Source organism: Klebsiella oxytoca, assembly GCF_009707385.1.
Classification (GTDB): domain Bacteria; phylum Pseudomonadota; class Gammaproteobacteria; order Enterobacterales; family Enterobacteriaceae; genus Klebsiella; species Klebsiella oxytoca_C.
Map to the genome: position 1 here is coordinate 1 of NZ_CP046115.1, position 14,469 is coordinate 14,469.

16 protein-coding genes and 2 pseudogenes are annotated in these 14,469 nt (G+C 52.5%); 14 read left to right on the top strand and 4 right to left on the bottom strand.

The annotated features are described in order from the left end of the window. Positions 1-74: 74 nt before the first annotated feature. From rpmH to GJ746_RS00035, 7 genes and pseudogenes are all read left to right on the top strand, one after another. The gene (rpmH, locus tag GJ746_RS00005; RefSeq protein ID WP_004871828.1) at positions 75-215 is read left to right on the top strand and encodes a 50S ribosomal protein L34; all 141 of its coding nucleotides are present in this window, start codon (positions 75-77) and stop codon (positions 213-215) included. A 15-nt stretch (positions 216-230) separates the two neighbouring features. After that, positions 231-590, top strand: coding sequence for a ribonuclease P protein component (rnpA, locus tag GJ746_RS00010; RefSeq protein ID WP_004871829.1), 360 nt, complete (start codon positions 231-233; stop codon positions 588-590). Then, positions 554-811 (top strand): membrane protein insertion efficiency factor YidD, encoded by a 258-nt coding sequence (gene yidD / locus GJ746_RS00015; protein ID WP_154678395.1) that lies wholly within the window; start codon positions 554-556, stop codon positions 809-811. Before rnpA ends, yidD begins: the two co-directional genes overlap by 37 nt. Positions 812-813: 2 nt before the next feature. Beyond that, entirely contained in the window at positions 814-2,460 is a 1,647-nt protein-coding gene (gene yidC, locus GJ746_RS00020; RefSeq protein WP_154678396.1) for a membrane protein insertase YidC, read from the top strand. A gap of 194 nt (positions 2,461-2,654) precedes the next feature. Next, entirely contained in the window at positions 2,655-4,019 is a 1,365-nt protein-coding gene (mnmE, locus tag GJ746_RS00025; RefSeq protein ID WP_154678397.1) for a tRNA uridine-5-carboxymethylaminomethyl(34) synthesis GTPase MnmE, read from the top strand. Positions 4,020-4,088: 69 nt separating this feature from the next. After that, positions 4,089-4,377: pseudogene (locus tag GJ746_RS25280) on the top strand (hypothetical protein); the annotation flags it as partial. After that, positions 4,374-4,814, top strand: coding sequence for a hypothetical protein (locus GJ746_RS00035; protein ID WP_154678399.1), 441 nt, complete (start codon positions 4,374-4,376; stop codon positions 4,812-4,814). The pseudogene GJ746_RS25280 and the gene GJ746_RS00035, both read left to right, overlap by 4 nt. A gap of 14 nt (positions 4,815-4,828) precedes the next feature. On the opposite strand, the gene GJ746_RS00040 is transcribed toward GJ746_RS00035, so the two are convergent. Beyond that, complete coding sequence (locus tag GJ746_RS00040; protein ID WP_154678400.1) at positions 4,829-5,536, bottom strand: HAD family hydrolase; 708 nt, start codon at positions 5,534-5,536, stop codon at positions 4,829-4,831. A 108-nt stretch (positions 5,537-5,644) separates the two neighbouring features. Here GJ746_RS00040 and GJ746_RS25285 point away from each other — a divergent pair, with 108 nt between their 5' ends. The 6 genes and pseudogenes from GJ746_RS25285 to GJ746_RS00065 all read left to right on the top strand — a co-directional run bounded on the left by GJ746_RS25285 (position 5,645) and on the right by GJ746_RS00065 (position 10,245). Continuing rightward, positions 5,645-6,049 carry a LysR family transcriptional regulator gene (locus GJ746_RS25285; RefSeq protein ID WP_227852728.1) on the top strand — a complete coding sequence of 135 codons (405 nt, stop codon included), beginning with the start codon at positions 5,645-5,647 and terminating at the stop codon, positions 6,047-6,049. A 15-nt stretch (positions 6,050-6,064) separates the two neighbouring features. Next, positions 6,065-6,523 (top strand): annotated as a pseudogene (locus GJ746_RS25290) (LysR substrate-binding domain-containing protein); the annotation flags it as partial. A 120-nt stretch (positions 6,524-6,643) separates the two neighbouring features. Then, a complete protein-coding gene (locus tag GJ746_RS00050; protein WP_154678401.1) occupies positions 6,644-7,828 on the top strand; it encodes an MFS transporter in 1,185 nt (394 codons plus the stop codon). Then, positions 7,797-8,756 (top strand): HTH-type transcriptional regulator YidZ, encoded by a 960-nt coding sequence (gene yidZ, locus GJ746_RS00055; RefSeq protein WP_154678402.1) that lies wholly within the window; start codon positions 7,797-7,799, stop codon positions 8,754-8,756. The genes GJ746_RS00050 and yidZ overlap by 32 nt, the downstream gene beginning before the upstream one ends. Before the next feature lie 300 nt (positions 8,757-9,056). Next, positions 9,057-9,641, top strand: coding sequence for a 4'-phosphopantetheinyl transferase family protein (locus GJ746_RS00060; protein WP_413773424.1), 585 nt, complete (start codon positions 9,057-9,059; stop codon positions 9,639-9,641). 37 nt (positions 9,642-9,678) lie between these two features. Beyond that, the gene (locus tag GJ746_RS00065) at positions 9,679-10,245 is read left to right on the top strand and encodes an NADPH-dependent FMN reductase (protein ID WP_154678404.1); all 567 of its coding nucleotides are present in this window, start codon (positions 9,679-9,681) and stop codon (positions 10,243-10,245) included. A 44-nt stretch (positions 10,246-10,289) separates the two neighbouring features. Here the strand turns inward: GJ746_RS00065 and adeP are convergent, their stop codons facing one another. Continuing rightward, positions 10,290-11,627 carry an adenine permease AdeP gene (gene adeP / locus GJ746_RS00070; RefSeq protein ID WP_154678405.1) on the bottom strand — a complete coding sequence of 446 codons (1,338 nt, stop codon included), beginning with the start codon at positions 11,625-11,627 and terminating at the stop codon, positions 10,290-10,292. A gap of 167 nt (positions 11,628-11,794) precedes the next feature. Here adeP and yieH point away from each other — a divergent pair, with 167 nt between their 5' ends. After that, positions 11,795-12,460: a 6-phosphogluconate phosphatase gene (gene yieH / locus GJ746_RS00075; protein WP_154678406.1), complete on the top strand. Its 666-nt coding sequence runs from the start codon at positions 11,795-11,797 to the stop codon at positions 12,458-12,460. A 51-nt stretch (positions 12,461-12,511) separates the two neighbouring features. Here yieH and GJ746_RS00080 read toward each other — a convergent pair whose 3' ends face one another. Together GJ746_RS00080 and GJ746_RS00085 are read right to left on the bottom strand one after the other, a co-directional pair. Then, the gene (locus GJ746_RS00080; protein WP_154678407.1) at positions 12,512-13,234 is read right to left on the bottom strand and encodes a glucosamine-6-phosphate deaminase; all 723 of its coding nucleotides are present in this window, start codon (positions 13,232-13,234) and stop codon (positions 12,512-12,514) included. A 54-nt stretch (positions 13,235-13,288) separates the two neighbouring features. Next, complete coding sequence (locus GJ746_RS00085) at positions 13,289-14,455, bottom strand: esterase (protein ID WP_154678408.1); 1,167 nt, start codon at positions 14,453-14,455, stop codon at positions 13,289-13,291. Positions 14,456-14,469 lie beyond the last annotated feature (14 nt).

A 14,469-nucleotide genomic window follows, 5' to 3' on the forward strand; every position in this document is an offset into this window, starting at 1 on the left:
GCGTAGGCCGTTCGAAATTCGTTCGGATTTACGCGAAAGTCAGTGAAATTATTCAAGTTTAGGTAGAAATCGCCATGAAACGCACTTTTCAACCGTCTGTACTGAAGCGCAACCGTTCTCACGGCTTCCGTGCTCGTATGGCTACTAAAAATGGTCGTCAGGTTCTGGCACGTCGTCGTGCTAAAAGCCGCGCTCGTCTGACCGTTTCCAAGTAATAAAGCTAACCCTGAGTGGTTAAGCTCGCATTTCCCAGGGAGTTACGTTTGTTAACTCCCAGTCATTTCACTTTCGTCTTCCAGCAGCCATTACGGGCTGGCACGCCGCAAATCACCATCCTCGGCCGCCAAAATTCGCTGGGGCATCCCCGCATCGGTCTTACCGTCGCCAAGAAAAACGTTAAGCGTGCGCATGAACGCAATCGGATTAAACGTCTGACGCGCGAAAGCTTCCGTTTACGTCAGCATGAACTCCCGCCAATGGATTTCGTGGTGGTGGCGAAGAAAGGGGTTGCCGACCTCGATAACCGTGCTCTCTCGGAAGCGTTGGAAAAATTATGGCGCCGCCACTGTCGCCTGGCTCGCGGGTCCTGATAGGCCTGATTCGGGTTTATCAACGCCTGATTAGTCCGCTACTCGGGCCGCACTGTCGTTTCACACCAACATGCTCAAGCTACGGAATTGAGGCATTGCGCAGGTTTGGATTGATAAAAGGCAGTTGGTTGACGGTGAAACGCGTATTAAAATGCCACCCTTTACACCCTGGTGGTGACGATCCCGTCCCGCCTGGACCATTTGATACCAGAGAACACTAACGATGGATTCGCAACGCAATCTTCTTATCATCGCTTTGTTGTTCGTGTCTTTCATGATCTGGCAAGCCTGGGAGCAGGATAACAATCCTCAGCCTCAGCAGCAGACCACGCAGACAACGACCACAGCAACGGGTAGCGCCGCCGACCAGGGCGTACCGGCCAGTGGCCAGGGGAAATTGATTACGGTAAAAACCGATGTGCTTGACCTGACCATCAACACCCGCGGTGGTGATGTTGAACAGGCGCTGCTTCTGGATTATCCGAAAGAGCTGAAGTCAACTGAGCCGTTCCAGTTACTGGAAACCACGCCGCAGTTCACCTATCAGGCGCAGAGCGGTTTAACCGGTCGTGATGGCCCGGACAACCCGGCTAACGGACCGCGTCCGTTGTATAACGCTGATAAAGATGCGTTTGTGCTGGCTGAAGGCCAGAACGAAATCGTCATTCCGCTGACGTACACCGATAAAGCAGGCAACGTATTCACCAAAACTTTCACCCTGAAGCGCGGTGAGTATGCGGTGAACGTTGGCTATAGCGTGCAAAACGCCAGTGAAAAGCCGCTGGAAATCTCGACCTTCGGTCAGCTGAAGCAAACGGCTAATCTGCCGAGCCATCGTGATACTCAGACCGGCGGTCTGACAACGATGCATACCTTCCGTGGCGCAGCGTACTCATCGTCTGAAACGAAGTACGAAAAATATAAATTCGATACTATCGTCGATAACGAAAACCTGAACGTCAGCACCAAAAACGGCTGGGTTGCCATGCTGCAGCAGTACTTTACTACCGCATGGGTTCCGCACAATAACGGTACTAACAACTTCTACACCGCCAACCTCGGCAACGGTATTGTGGCTATTGGCTACAAATCTCAGCCGGTTCTGGTACAGCCGGGTCAAACCGATAAGCTGGAAAGCGTGCTGTGGGTTGGTCCGGCAATTCAGGACAAAATGGCCGCCGTTGCGCCACATCTTGACCTGACCGTTGACTATGGTTGGCTGTGGTTTATTTCCCAGCCGCTGTTCAAACTGCTGAAATGGATCCATAGCTTCCTGGGCAACTGGGGCTTCTCCATCATCGTTATCACCTTTATCGTTCGTGGTATCATGTACCCGCTGACCAAAGCGCAGTACACCTCCATGGCGAAGATGCGTATGCTGCAGCCGAAAATTCAGGCAATGCGCGAGCGTCTGGGCGATGACAAACAGCGTCAAAGCCAGGAAATGATGGCCCTGTATAAAGCTGAGAAGGTTAACCCGCTGGGTGGCTGCTTCCCGCTGATTATCCAGATGCCAATCTTCCTTGCGCTGTACTACATGCTGAGCGCCTCGGTTGAACTGCGTCATGCGCCGTTTATCCTGTGGATCCACGACCTGTCCGCACAAGACCCGTACTACATCCTGCCGATCATCATGGGCGCGACGATGTTCTTCATTCAGAAGATGTCTCCGACTACCGTGACCGACCCGATGCAGCAGAAGATCATGACCTTTATGCCGGTCATCTTCACGGTGTTCTTCCTGTGGTTCCCGTCTGGTCTGGTGGTGTACTACATCGTCAGCAACCTGGTCACCATTATTCAGCAGCAGCTGATTTACCGTGGTCTGGAGAAGCGTGGCCTGCATAGCCGCGAGAAGAAAAAATCCTGATTCTCTTCATTCTTCAAGCCGCAGATGCGTTGGCTTCGTTAGTTCGTCCCGGTCACTTACTTCAGTAAGCTCCCGGGGCCTCTCTAACTTGCCGCCTTCCTGTAACTTGAACTATTTCGAGAATCTACGGTAAAGTTAATGCCAGAGAAGGCGGTCAATAGACCGCCTTTTTTACATCTACATAGAGAGTCACCATGAGCCATAACGACACTATCGTCGCCCAGGCAACCCCACCGGGACGCGGTGGTGTGGGCATCCTGCGCATCTCTGGCCTGAAGGCGCGCGACGTTGCGCAGGCGGTACTCGGCAAGCTACCGAAGCCGCGCTATGCCGACTATCTGCCGTTTAAAGACAGCGACGGCAGCGCGCTGGATCAGGGTATTGCCCTGTGGTTCCCCGGCCCGAACTCCTTTACTGGTGAAGACGTGCTGGAGCTTCAGGGCCACGGCGGCCCGGTTATTCTGGATCTGCTGCTCAAACGTATTCTGACGCTGCCCGGCGTGCGCATCGCTAACCCGGGTGAGTTTTCCGAACGCGCGTTCCTCAACGACAAGCTCGATCTGGCGCAGGCAGAGGCCATCGCCGACCTTATCGACGCCAGTTCAGAGCAGGCGGCCCGTTCGGCGTTGAACTCCTTACAAGGCGCCTTCTCCGTACGCGTTAACCATCTTGTGGAAGCACTTACTCACCTGCGCATCTACGTGGAAGCGGCGATTGATTTCCCGGATGAAGAAATCGATTTTCTCTCCGACGGTAAAATTGAAGCCCAGCTGAACGACGTTATCGCCGATCTTGACGCCGTTCGCGCCGAGGCTCGCCAGGGTAGTCTGCTGCGCGAAGGGATGAAGGTGGTGATAGCCGGGCGGCCGAACGCCGGGAAATCGAGCCTGCTGAACGCGCTGGCCGGTCGTGAAGCGGCTATTGTTACGGATATCGCCGGTACCACCCGTGACGTGCTGCGCGAACATATTCATATCGATGGTATGCCGCTGCACATCATCGATACCGCAGGGCTGCGCGATGCGAACGATGAGGTTGAACGCATCGGTATTGAGCGCGCCTGGCAAGAGATTGAACAAGCCGACCGCGTGCTGTTTATGGTCGACGGTACCACTACTGACGCTACTGACCCGGCGGATATCTGGCCGGATTTTATCGCCCGCCTACCGAAAAACCTGCCGATTACCGTGGTGCGCAACAAAGCGGATATCACCGGCGAGACGCTGGGGCTGAGCGAAGTAAATGACCACTCACTTGTTCGCCTCTCGGCGCGCACCGGCGAGGGTGTTGACGTACTGCGTAACCATCTCAAGCAGAGCATGGGCTTTGAAACCAATATGGAAGGCGGTTTCCTGGCGCGTCGCCGCCATCTGCAGGCGCTGTCCGACGCCGCAGAGCACTTGCAGCAGGGTAAAGCGCAGCTTCTGGGCGCCTGGGCCGGCGAGCTGCTGGCGGAAGAGCTGCGCCTTGCCCAGCAAAACCTGAGCGAAATTACCGGTGAATTTACCTCTGACGACCTGCTGGGACGCATTTTCTCCAGTTTCTGTATTGGTAAGTAACCTTAGTTTGTGAGCATTGACTAACCCGCTTTAATGCTCTGTTAAAGGCGGGTTTTATTTTTTGGTAGGGGGCGTATTGTTGGCAACGGCGCGCTGAACGTTGAAATCGTCGATGTCGCCGTTGACCCGGATCATCAATAGAAAAGTCAGGGTCGTCAGCACCAGGATGGATGAAAACGCGCTAAAAGGAGCATACGTTTCGCTGGTGGCTGACGTTCCCGAACTGTATGCAAAATTTGGTTTTTCCAGCGTCAGGTCCAAAAGCCAAAGCATAGCGAAATTGCTTGCTCGTTATGGCTCATACCAGCTCAGGTCGCGTAGTCTATTGAATTTACAAATAAAAGAAGAAATATCATGAGTATGGATTACTGGCTTCAGGCATTCGATAATGGCAAACAAGGCTTTTTCCCACTTTCTATTGTCGAGGAGGCGTTTGGCGATGCTCTCACCGGTAAAGAGATTACTCGCAGTCAAAAAGCCGGAGAAATACTCGTTTCATTTAAACTTAAATATTCCCGGCAACCCGATTATGACTTTTCTATATGGGCGACCGATGATACTCCCCCTTTAATCAGCAATCTTAGCTTTGTACATAATCCAGGAACAGATGCTTTCTGGCAGAGCGTGGTGGATATTTTGACGATCACCAATACGGCTTTGTACTGGGCTGATGCGGAAGATGCGCTGGTCATTGGGCGACCGCAAACCCGGCAGCACCTGCCGCCGGATATGATTGAAACGCTGGGTGAGCCTCGGGTTGTTTCCTCATTCAAGGAGCTTTGGCTGCACAAATAACGCCTGCAGACGATTTACGTTGGCGATAACCGCGCCATCTGGACAGAATGTTCAGATGTGAATAAAAGCGCCGGGCCAGTATCGCCTTCATCCATAATGCGGACCCCAAGAAAATCAGGGATAGCAAGCATCGCGCCGCAAGTCAGTAAATCATTGCCGCCTATCCCTACACAATAAGCTCCGGCGGCAACGGCGGAAGTCACCCCACTTCGGGAATCCTCAAAAACAACCGTCTGACTCGCCGGGATCCCGAGGCGCTCTGCCGCTAACAGATAAGGATCGGGATAGGGCTTCCCTCTGGAAACATCATCGCGCTCGACGATAACTGAAATGCAGGATTGCACCTGCAACATCTCTATCACCCGGTCGATTTTCTCACGCCAGCCGCTGGTGACGATACCGACGGTGATTCCTGCATCTTTAAGAGAAGTGATGAGCGTCGCTACGCCAGGAATAGCGTTATAGCTGGCGGTGTTTTCAACATGAATAATATGAGCCTGAACTTTCTGCCGATCGATAACAGGAAGATCATGAAACAGGGCCTTAATAGTATGCGGTCCTGGCTGACCGTGAATATGCTTAATAATATCCTCTTCGCTAATTATGCGGCCGTACATATTTGCCGCTTCACACCATGCGCGCTCAATAACCGCATTAGAGTCAATTAATACACCATCCATATCAAAGAGAACAGCGAGCTTTGTCGATTTATTTTGATACATAAATGTCATCCTTACTTACAGGCATTGATAAATATTTATTAAGCAGTATGCCTGCGATGGCGATTACGTGTATAATTCCCTTTTTTCAGCGTTCAATAAACGTCAGGAATGGATATACGACTCTTACGCGCTTTTGTTACCGTCGCCGAACAAGGTAGCTATCACAAGGCCGCTCTGGCTCTGCATATCACGCAGCCGGCGCTATCCAAACAAATCCAGGCTCTGGAACTGCTGATTGGCGGCGCTCTTTTCCAACGCGGACGCCACGGCGCGGTACTCACCGAGCTTGGGCAGCAGCTGTACTCAAAAGCCGATGAACTGGTGAAACAACACCATAGCTTTCTGAACTATACCCGAGAAATACAGAAAAAGACGACCAATAGTTTACTAATTGGATTTGGGATCTCATCTTTTAATACCGTCCCAGGCTGGATTAATACTTTTCAGTCAAGGTATCCGAATATAGAAATATCCGTAAACCATATCCCCTCAAGTATTCAATGTAAATTATAAACGGATGGTGAGCTACATATTGGATTTATTCGACTGCCAGTGATAGAGCCGCTTAGTTCAATATTCATTAAAAATGAAAAGCTTATTCTGGCAATACCATCAGACATGTTCAGGCAGCAAAAAAGCGAGCGGGATATCTTAATGTCGAACACTATCCTGCAAATTAACTCTGCGCTTAGCCCCTGTCTCGCAGAACAGACAAAGCAATATCTTCTGTATAATGGCATCACAGCTGAACCGACATCGGTGACGGATGACATTCATGCCTTATTGGCCTTAATCGCTGGCGGAAACAGCGTGGCGCTGCTGCCAGAAAGCGTTCGTAATTTTCTGCCTGCAGGAGTAAGCCTGCATAAGCTGGAAGGTCATCAGGCTGGCTGGGATATTGGTCTCGCGTGGAATCCAGGGATAAACCATCAATTACGCGATAGCTTTATTGAAAGCGTAAGAAACGTTATAAACTCAATCGATTAAATTATCTCCACCCAGTTCCTGACCGTTTTTCCTCCCAGGAAATCATTGTTGTCCAAATGGCAACTCGTACGACCGTACTAACCCCACTATCCTGTACAGCATTCATCTGTGAGGGTTTCTATGGCACGCTTTCTTATCTGCAGTTTTGCGCTGGTTCTGCTTTATCCATCCGGCATCGATATGTATCTGGTCGGTCTACCGCGCATTGCGCAGGATCTGGGTGCCAGCGAAGCTCAGCTGCATATCGCTTTTTCGGTTTATCTGGCCGGGATGGCTGCGGCGATGCTGTTTGCTGGTCGTATAGCCGATAAATCAGGCCGTAAGCCCGTTGCTATTTTCGGTGCCATTGTCTTTATTCTCGCCTCGCTTCTCTGCTCACAGGCGCAGGTCAGTACCCACTTCCTGGTCGGGCGTTTTATTCAGGGGATTGGCGCGGGCAGCTGCTACGTTGTCGCCTTTGCCGTGCTGCGCGATACTCTGGACGATCGCCGCCGCGCGAAGGTTCTCTCCCTTCTGAACGGCATTACCTGCATTATTCCGGTACTGGCACCAGTATTAGGCCACCTGATTATGCTGAAATTTCCCTGGCAGAGCCTGTTCTATACCATGGCCGGAATGGGCGTACTGGTGACTCTGCTTTCCATATTTGTTTTAAGAGAAACTCGCCCAATATCCGCTCCTGGCGCGGCAGCACGGCAAGATATCGCCTGCGAGTCGCTGCTTAATCGCTTTTTCCTTAGCCGCATTGTCATTACAACCCTGAGCGTAACGACCATCCTGACATACGTTAACGTCTCTCCGGTACTGATGATGGAGGTGATGGGATTCGATCGCGGTACCTATTCCATGATCATGGCGATGATGGCGCTGGTCAGTATGGTGGTGTCATTCTCGACGCCGTTTGCTCTGACCATGTTTAAACCCCGTACGATGATGCTAACCTCGCAGACGCTGTTTTTTATCGCGGGCGTGCTGCTTAGTCTCTCCACCAGCCAGACGATGACGATGCTGGGACTGGGGCTGATTTGCGCCGGCTTCTCCGCCGGATTTGGCGTGGCGATGAGTCAGGCTCTGGGGCCATTTACCCTGCGCGCGGGCGTCGCGAGTTCAGTTTTGGGGATTGCTCAGGTCTGCGGTTCTTCCCTGTGGATTTGGCTGGCCGCTATCGTCGGACTCAGCGCGCTGAATATGCTGATCGGGATACTTATTGCCTGTAGCATAGTGAGTATTGTACTGATTATGGTCGCCTCTCCGGCGCGGAAAGCACAACGCTATGAAGAAACCCCTGTCGAGTCTCGATCTTAACTTACTGTTGTGTCTGCAGCTCTTAACCCAGGAGCTCAGCGTGACCCGTACGGCGAAACGGATGAACGTTTCACCGTCAGCGGTAAGCAAATCGCTGGCTAAACTGCGCGCCTGGTTTGACGATCCGCTGTTTGTGAAAACGCCTTTAGGGTTGTCTCCCACGCCTCTGATGAGCAGTATTGAGCAGGATCTGGCCGACTGGATGCAGATGGGTAATCAGATCCTCGACAAGCCTCACCATACCATGCCTAGCGGGCTGAAGTTTGAACTGGCGGCGGAGTCACCGCTGCTGATGATCCTGCTAAATATGCTTTCGCAGCAGATCTATCAACGTTACCCGCAGGCGCTGATCCGTCTGCGAAACTGGGATTACGATTCGCTGGATGCAATTATTCGCGGTGAAGTCGACATCGGATTTTGCGGCCGGGAAACCCATCCTCGTTCCCGGGAGCAGCTCAGCCAGCTGCCATGGTATATCGATTTTGAAGTCCTTTTTACCGACCTACCGCAAGTATGGCTGCGCGCCGATCACCCAGCGCTTAACGATGAGTGGAATCTGGACACTTTCTTACGTTATCCGCATATCAATATCTGCTGGGAACAAAGCGACACCTGGGCGCTGGATGATGTTCTGCACGATCTGGGGCATAAACGCACCGTGGCGCTGACCGTTCCGGGTTTCGAACAGTCGCTGTTTATGGCGGCCCAGCCTGATCATACGATGCTGGCTACTGCTCCTCGCTATTGCGCTCGTTATAATCAACAGCATCATCTGCCGCTGGTCTCACTGCCCCTCCCGCTGGAACCATCGCAGCTGGAGAAAATACGCGTTCCTTTCACCCTCCTGTGGCATAAGCGCAACAGCTACAATCCAAAGATCGTCTGGCTCCGGGAAACGCTCAGACAGCTCTATATTGAGCCGCTTTAACCTCAGGTTGGCCCTCCTTACGCAATGAATTGTAAAATTCATGCGTTTTCCCTTTTCAAGGGGTGATTTCCGCATTAAAACCTGACAATTCTGAGCCATAATATAATTCGCAATTTTTATTATTGACCATTAATCACGGAGCGAAGAATGGCAACGCATTTTGCAAGAGGGATACTCAATACCCGAGAGCCGCTATCAACACGCCTGTCAGCGGCATGTCATCAATCCGCAAGGCGCCTGCCTGAGTACCGACAAAGCCGCTATCGCGCATCACGGTCACTACTCGCAGAACTCCTCTTTATGCTTTACGGCATCAGCGAACTTCCTGAAATAATTGACGAAGAGAATGGAAAGCCCGCTTTTCGTGATGAAAATCTCCCGCGTTTCTCCATCTCTTATACCGGAAATATCGTCGGCGTCGCGTTAACCACGGAAGGCGATTGCGGACTGGATATGGAATTGCAGCACGCTTCCCGGGGTTTACACTCATCCCACAGCAGGGAACGCAGCGCGTTTAACCGCAATGAGCGTCTGTGGATTAACAATCAGCACGACCCTGTCGAAGCTCGCGCCCAGCTGGATGCACTACGCAAAAGCGTGCTGAAACTGACCGGTCAAGCCGACGTTAACTTACAGCTTCTTCCAGGCTCCGGGCGGCTACGGACAGACAGCCCGCAGCCAATCGAAGCCATCTGCGATGCCGAAACGGTACTGGTGTGGTCTATCGCCGCCAGCCCGGATATCGGCCAGCTGAAAGTCTGGGAATATAGTGGTAAAGAAGGCTGGCTCAGCCTGCCCGACGCACAGGCTCGCGCAAAAGAGCCGTCCGCGCGGCTGATGCGCTTTACCAGTCTACCGGTAGAAAAAGCCTTTTCCCTCAACTGACCGGTTTTCCCGGCCATCATGATGCAAAGGAGCAATCATGTCTGATACGTTGAAAGTTGTTACGTTACTCGGAAGTCTGCGCAAAGGCTCTTTTAATGCCATGGTCGCACGCACCCTTCCCGGTATTGCGCCTGCGGGAATGGAAATATCTGCGTTACCGTCCATTGGCGATATTCCTCTGTATGACTCCGATGTTCAGCAGGAAGAGGGATTCCCGCAAAGCGTTCAGGATATCGCCCAGCAAATTCGTGAAGCTGATGGCGTGGTTATCGTTACGCCAGAATATAACTATTCAGTTCCTGGCGGCCTGAAAAACGCCATCGACTGGCTATCTCGTCTCCCGGAGCAGCCGTTATCCGGCAAACCGGTATTGATTCAAACCAGTTCAATGGGGGCGATTGGCGGCGCGCGCTGTCAGTATCATCTGCGCCAGATTCTGGTGTTCCTTGACGCGATGGTAATGAATAAACCCGAATTTATGGGCGGGGTGATTCAGAACAAGGTGGATCCGCAGGAGGGGAAAGTCGTCGATCAGGGTACGCTTGACCATTTGACCGGCCAGCTTAGCGCGTTTGCCGAGTATATTCAGCGGGTTAAAGCATAACTGACTCCGTCACACTCGCCAGAGCGGGTGTGACGGATTACCTGTTAATGTGCGTCAATAAACACAATCTTCAGCACGAACAGCAGTGAAACCACAATCACGCACGGGCTGAGTTCGCGCAGACGGCCGGTACCAATCTTCATCACGCAGTAAGAGATAAAGCCCAGGGCGATACCTTCAGTGATGGAAAAGCTAAACGGCATCATGACGGCAGTAATAAACGCCGGAACTGATTCGGTTAAATCATCCCACTTCACGCGAGCGAGGCTTGAAGTCATCAGAACGCCGACGTAAATCAGCGCACCGGCTGCGGCATAGGCCGGAACCATCCCCGCCAGCGGCGACAGGAAGATAACCAGCAGGAACAAAAGGCCAACCACAACGGCGGTTAAGCCGGTACGGCCGCCTACGGAAACCCCAGAGGACGATTCAATATAAGCGGTTACGGAAGAGGTTCCGATAAAAGAGCCTGCAACGGACGAGACGCTATCAACAAACAGCGCCTGCTTCATACGCGGGAACTTACCTTTCGCATCGGCCAGGCCGGCCTTGTCGGTTACGCCGATCAGCGTGCCGGAGGAGTCGAACAGGTTCACCAGCATAAAGGAGAAGATAACCCCCGCCAGGCCCAGATTCAGCGAGCCCGCAAGGTCAACATGACCAATGACCGTGCTCACGCTCGGCGGCGCGGAAACAATGCCGGTGTAGTGAACATCACCCAGCATCCAGCCCAGCAGAGTAGTCACCACGATAGAGACCAGAACCGCCGCGTGAATGTTGCGGGAAGCCAGTATCGCAATAATAAAGAAGCCCAGAATACCCAGAAGTACGCTGTGAGAGGTCAGGTTGCCGATGCTTACCAGGGTTTCCGGATTAGCGACAATCACACCTGCGTTCTTCAGGCCCATCATCCCGATAAACAGGCCGATACCGCTGGTGATACCGATGCGCAGGCTCACCGGAATATTGGCGATCATCCAGTAGCGTACGCGGAAAATTGTCAGCAGCAGCAGGCCAACAGCCCCCCAAAAAATCGCGCCCATACCAACCTGCCACGGCAGCCCCATCGCCTGTACCACGACAAACGCGAAGAAGGCGTTCAGGCCCATAGCCGGCGCCAGCGCAACGGGCAGGTTAGCGAACAGCCCCATCATGATGCTGCCAAACGCAGCGATCAGGCAGGTGGTGACAAAAACGGCGCTGGTATCCATGCCCGCCACGCCGAGAATCTGTGGGTTAACGAAAACGATGTACACCATCGTCAGGAAGGTGGTGAAACCTGCAATCGCTTCGGTACGTGCCGTCGTGCCGTGTTCGCGAAGTTTGAACACGCGCTCCAGCAGACCCTGGCCAGAAGACTGGCTGGTTTGTTGTTGACTCATTATCGGTTTCCGAACAAAGGAGGGAAAATTCGTCGCTATCCTATACCAAAATGCGACAATAAGGGCGTTTGTGAGATACTTTTTTTCATCGATTTTGCTTATACGGCAACGATTGCGTCTCACAAATCAGCATCACGAAAACGTTAACTTATTAAAATGGAAACGACATGACCCAACCAGAAGCAGTATTTTTCGACTGTGACGGCACGCTGGTCGACAGCGAGGTGATCTGCTCCCGCGCCTACGTTCACATGTTCAGGGAATTCGGCATTACGCTGGATTTAGAAGAGATTTTTAAGCGCTTCAAAGGCGTAAAGCTGTACGAAATTATCGATACTATTAACGCGGAGTACGGGGTTAATCTGGAAAAAGCGACCCTGGAGCCGGTTTATCGCGATGAAGTCGCGCGCCTGTTTGATACTGAGCTGGAAGTCATCCCTGGCGCCCAGGCGCTGCTGGATGCGGTCAACGTGCCGATGTGCGTAGTCTCCAATGGTCCGGTAAGCAAAATGCAGCACTCTCTCGGTAAAACAGGCATGCTGCACCATTTCCCCGATCGCCTTTATAGCGGCTACGATATCCAGCGCTGGAAACCCGATCCGGCCCTGATGCACCATGCTGCAAAAGCGATGCATGTTAACGTTGAAAACTGCATTCTGGTCGATGATTCCAGCGCAGGTGCGCAATCGGGAATCGCGGCAGGCATGGAGGTGTTCTACTTCTGCGCCGATCCGCATAATAAGCCGATAGTACATCCGAAAGTAACAACGTTTACTCATCTGGAAGAGCTACCGGCACTGTGGAAAGCACGCGGCTGGAATATTACCCGCTAAATCACTTGCGTAGCGCATTCCGGTAGTACCCGCCTGCGCTACGCCAAAAAGCTACGGCAAGCTTAATTCCGCAACCGCTGCCTTATCGGCAATAATCACAAGCGAAGGATGCAGTTTTAGCACCGAAGCAGGAACCCGCTCGCTGACTTCACCTTCAATGACTTGCTTTAGCGCCTGAGCTTTTGCCGCTCCGCTGACGATGAGCAGCAGATTTTTCGCCGCCATGACGCTTTTCGGCCCCATCGTGACGTAGCTATCCGGTACCGCCGAGAAGTCGCCGCCCATTTCGCCGTGAGCGACAAGCCCTACCATATCCCCGACGACAGGAACTTCCACCGTCGCATCGTGGAAGCGGGTGGTGTTCGGCAAGTTGCCGCAAAAATGGCCATCAGCGCCGAGGCCCATCACAATAAGATCGAGACCACCCTCTTCTTCTAACCGCTGGTCGTGCTGCATAAAGTTTTCATGGCTGAGCTTATGAATGTTCTCTTCCTGAATCTGAGCAGGAGTGAAAAACAGGCTACGCAGATTGGAAATAGTCACGCCTTCACGATCCTGTCCGCGAAAAGGGATTTCGTCAAAGTTGTAATAATGGACCTGAGAATAGAACGGTTTCCCTTTAATCGCAGCCGTCAGATGTTCATACATTTTCTTTGGCGTACTACCCGCCGTCACCGCCAGATTCATCCTCCGCGGAGCGGTGATGTAACCTAAAACATGGTGGCTGGCGACCAGGCTCATCTCGGCATAATCTTCCGTTACGATTAATTTCATCTTGTCTCCCTGGATATATTGAAGGTAAGGAGCCAGGGATCTGGCCCCTTAATTTTATTTAAACAACTTCTGCACGAACTCCGCGTAGGCCGGGCGCCAGACGTCCATTTCATGGTTCAGGCCTGGATATTCATGGTAATCAAATTTAATTTTCTGTTTCTCCAGCTCCGCCTTCAGCCCGGCAATATCTTTCCCGGTAACCACATCTTTCTCACCCACGACAACGGTGAAATTACGCAGCTGCTTATTGATCTCCTGCGGCTTGTTTAGCTGCGCCTCGACGCCCGCATCCGGTACCGTAGTTGTCGTTACGCCACTAAACGTCCCCAGCCAGCCAAAGCTCTCCAGATGGTTCATTCCGGACACCAGCGCCTGATAGCCCCCCTGCGACAGCCCGGCAAGCGCCCGACCATCCGCGTCTTTACGCACATTAAAACGTTCATCAATCAGCGGAATAATATCGCTCATCAGTTCTTTATCCGCCGCCTTCGCATTCAGCGGATAAAAAGTTTTACGCCGCTCCTGAGGCGGGAAGTTTTCTGCAATCGCTTCTGGGATATCGGTTTCAGTATCCGGTACCACGACCAGCATTGGCTTGATTTTGCCTTCCGCCAGCAGGTTATCCATGATTTGCGGGATCCGTCCCTGATCGATAGCCGACAGGCCGCTGTCGCCAAAACCGTGATAGAAATAGAGCACCGGCAGCGGCTCACCTGTGCCGGTATAGCCAGGCGGCGTCCATACATATACACGACGCTCAGAATTCAGCGCCTTTGAGTGATAGGTCAACGTTCTTAGCTCGCCATGAGCAACCGCGCGATCGTCAAGAATGCTGCCGCGTACCAGAATCAGGCTGGTATTTACCTGGCGCTGCGGCTTCTGATAGCGGCTACCGGTATCAACTGAACGGAATCCGTCGATATCAAAATAATATTCGTAGAGGTTCGGAGCCAGAGCTTCGCTTTTCCATGTCCAGATCCCCTGTTCATCTTTGGTCATATCGTGGGAGACAAACGTGTCCGGCGTTGCTCCCGTCACCACGGATACCCGTTTTGCATCCGGGGCAAACAGGCGGAAGGTAATGCTTTTATCGCCGTTGACCTGGGTAATATACTGGCTGACCGGAATTGCCGCGCTCGGCGTGGCCGGGAGCGGTGCGGCATGAGCGGTAAATGCTGCGCCAGCCAGCGCCATAGCGAAGTAAATAGCATGTCTTTTCATCGTTATTCCTCTTT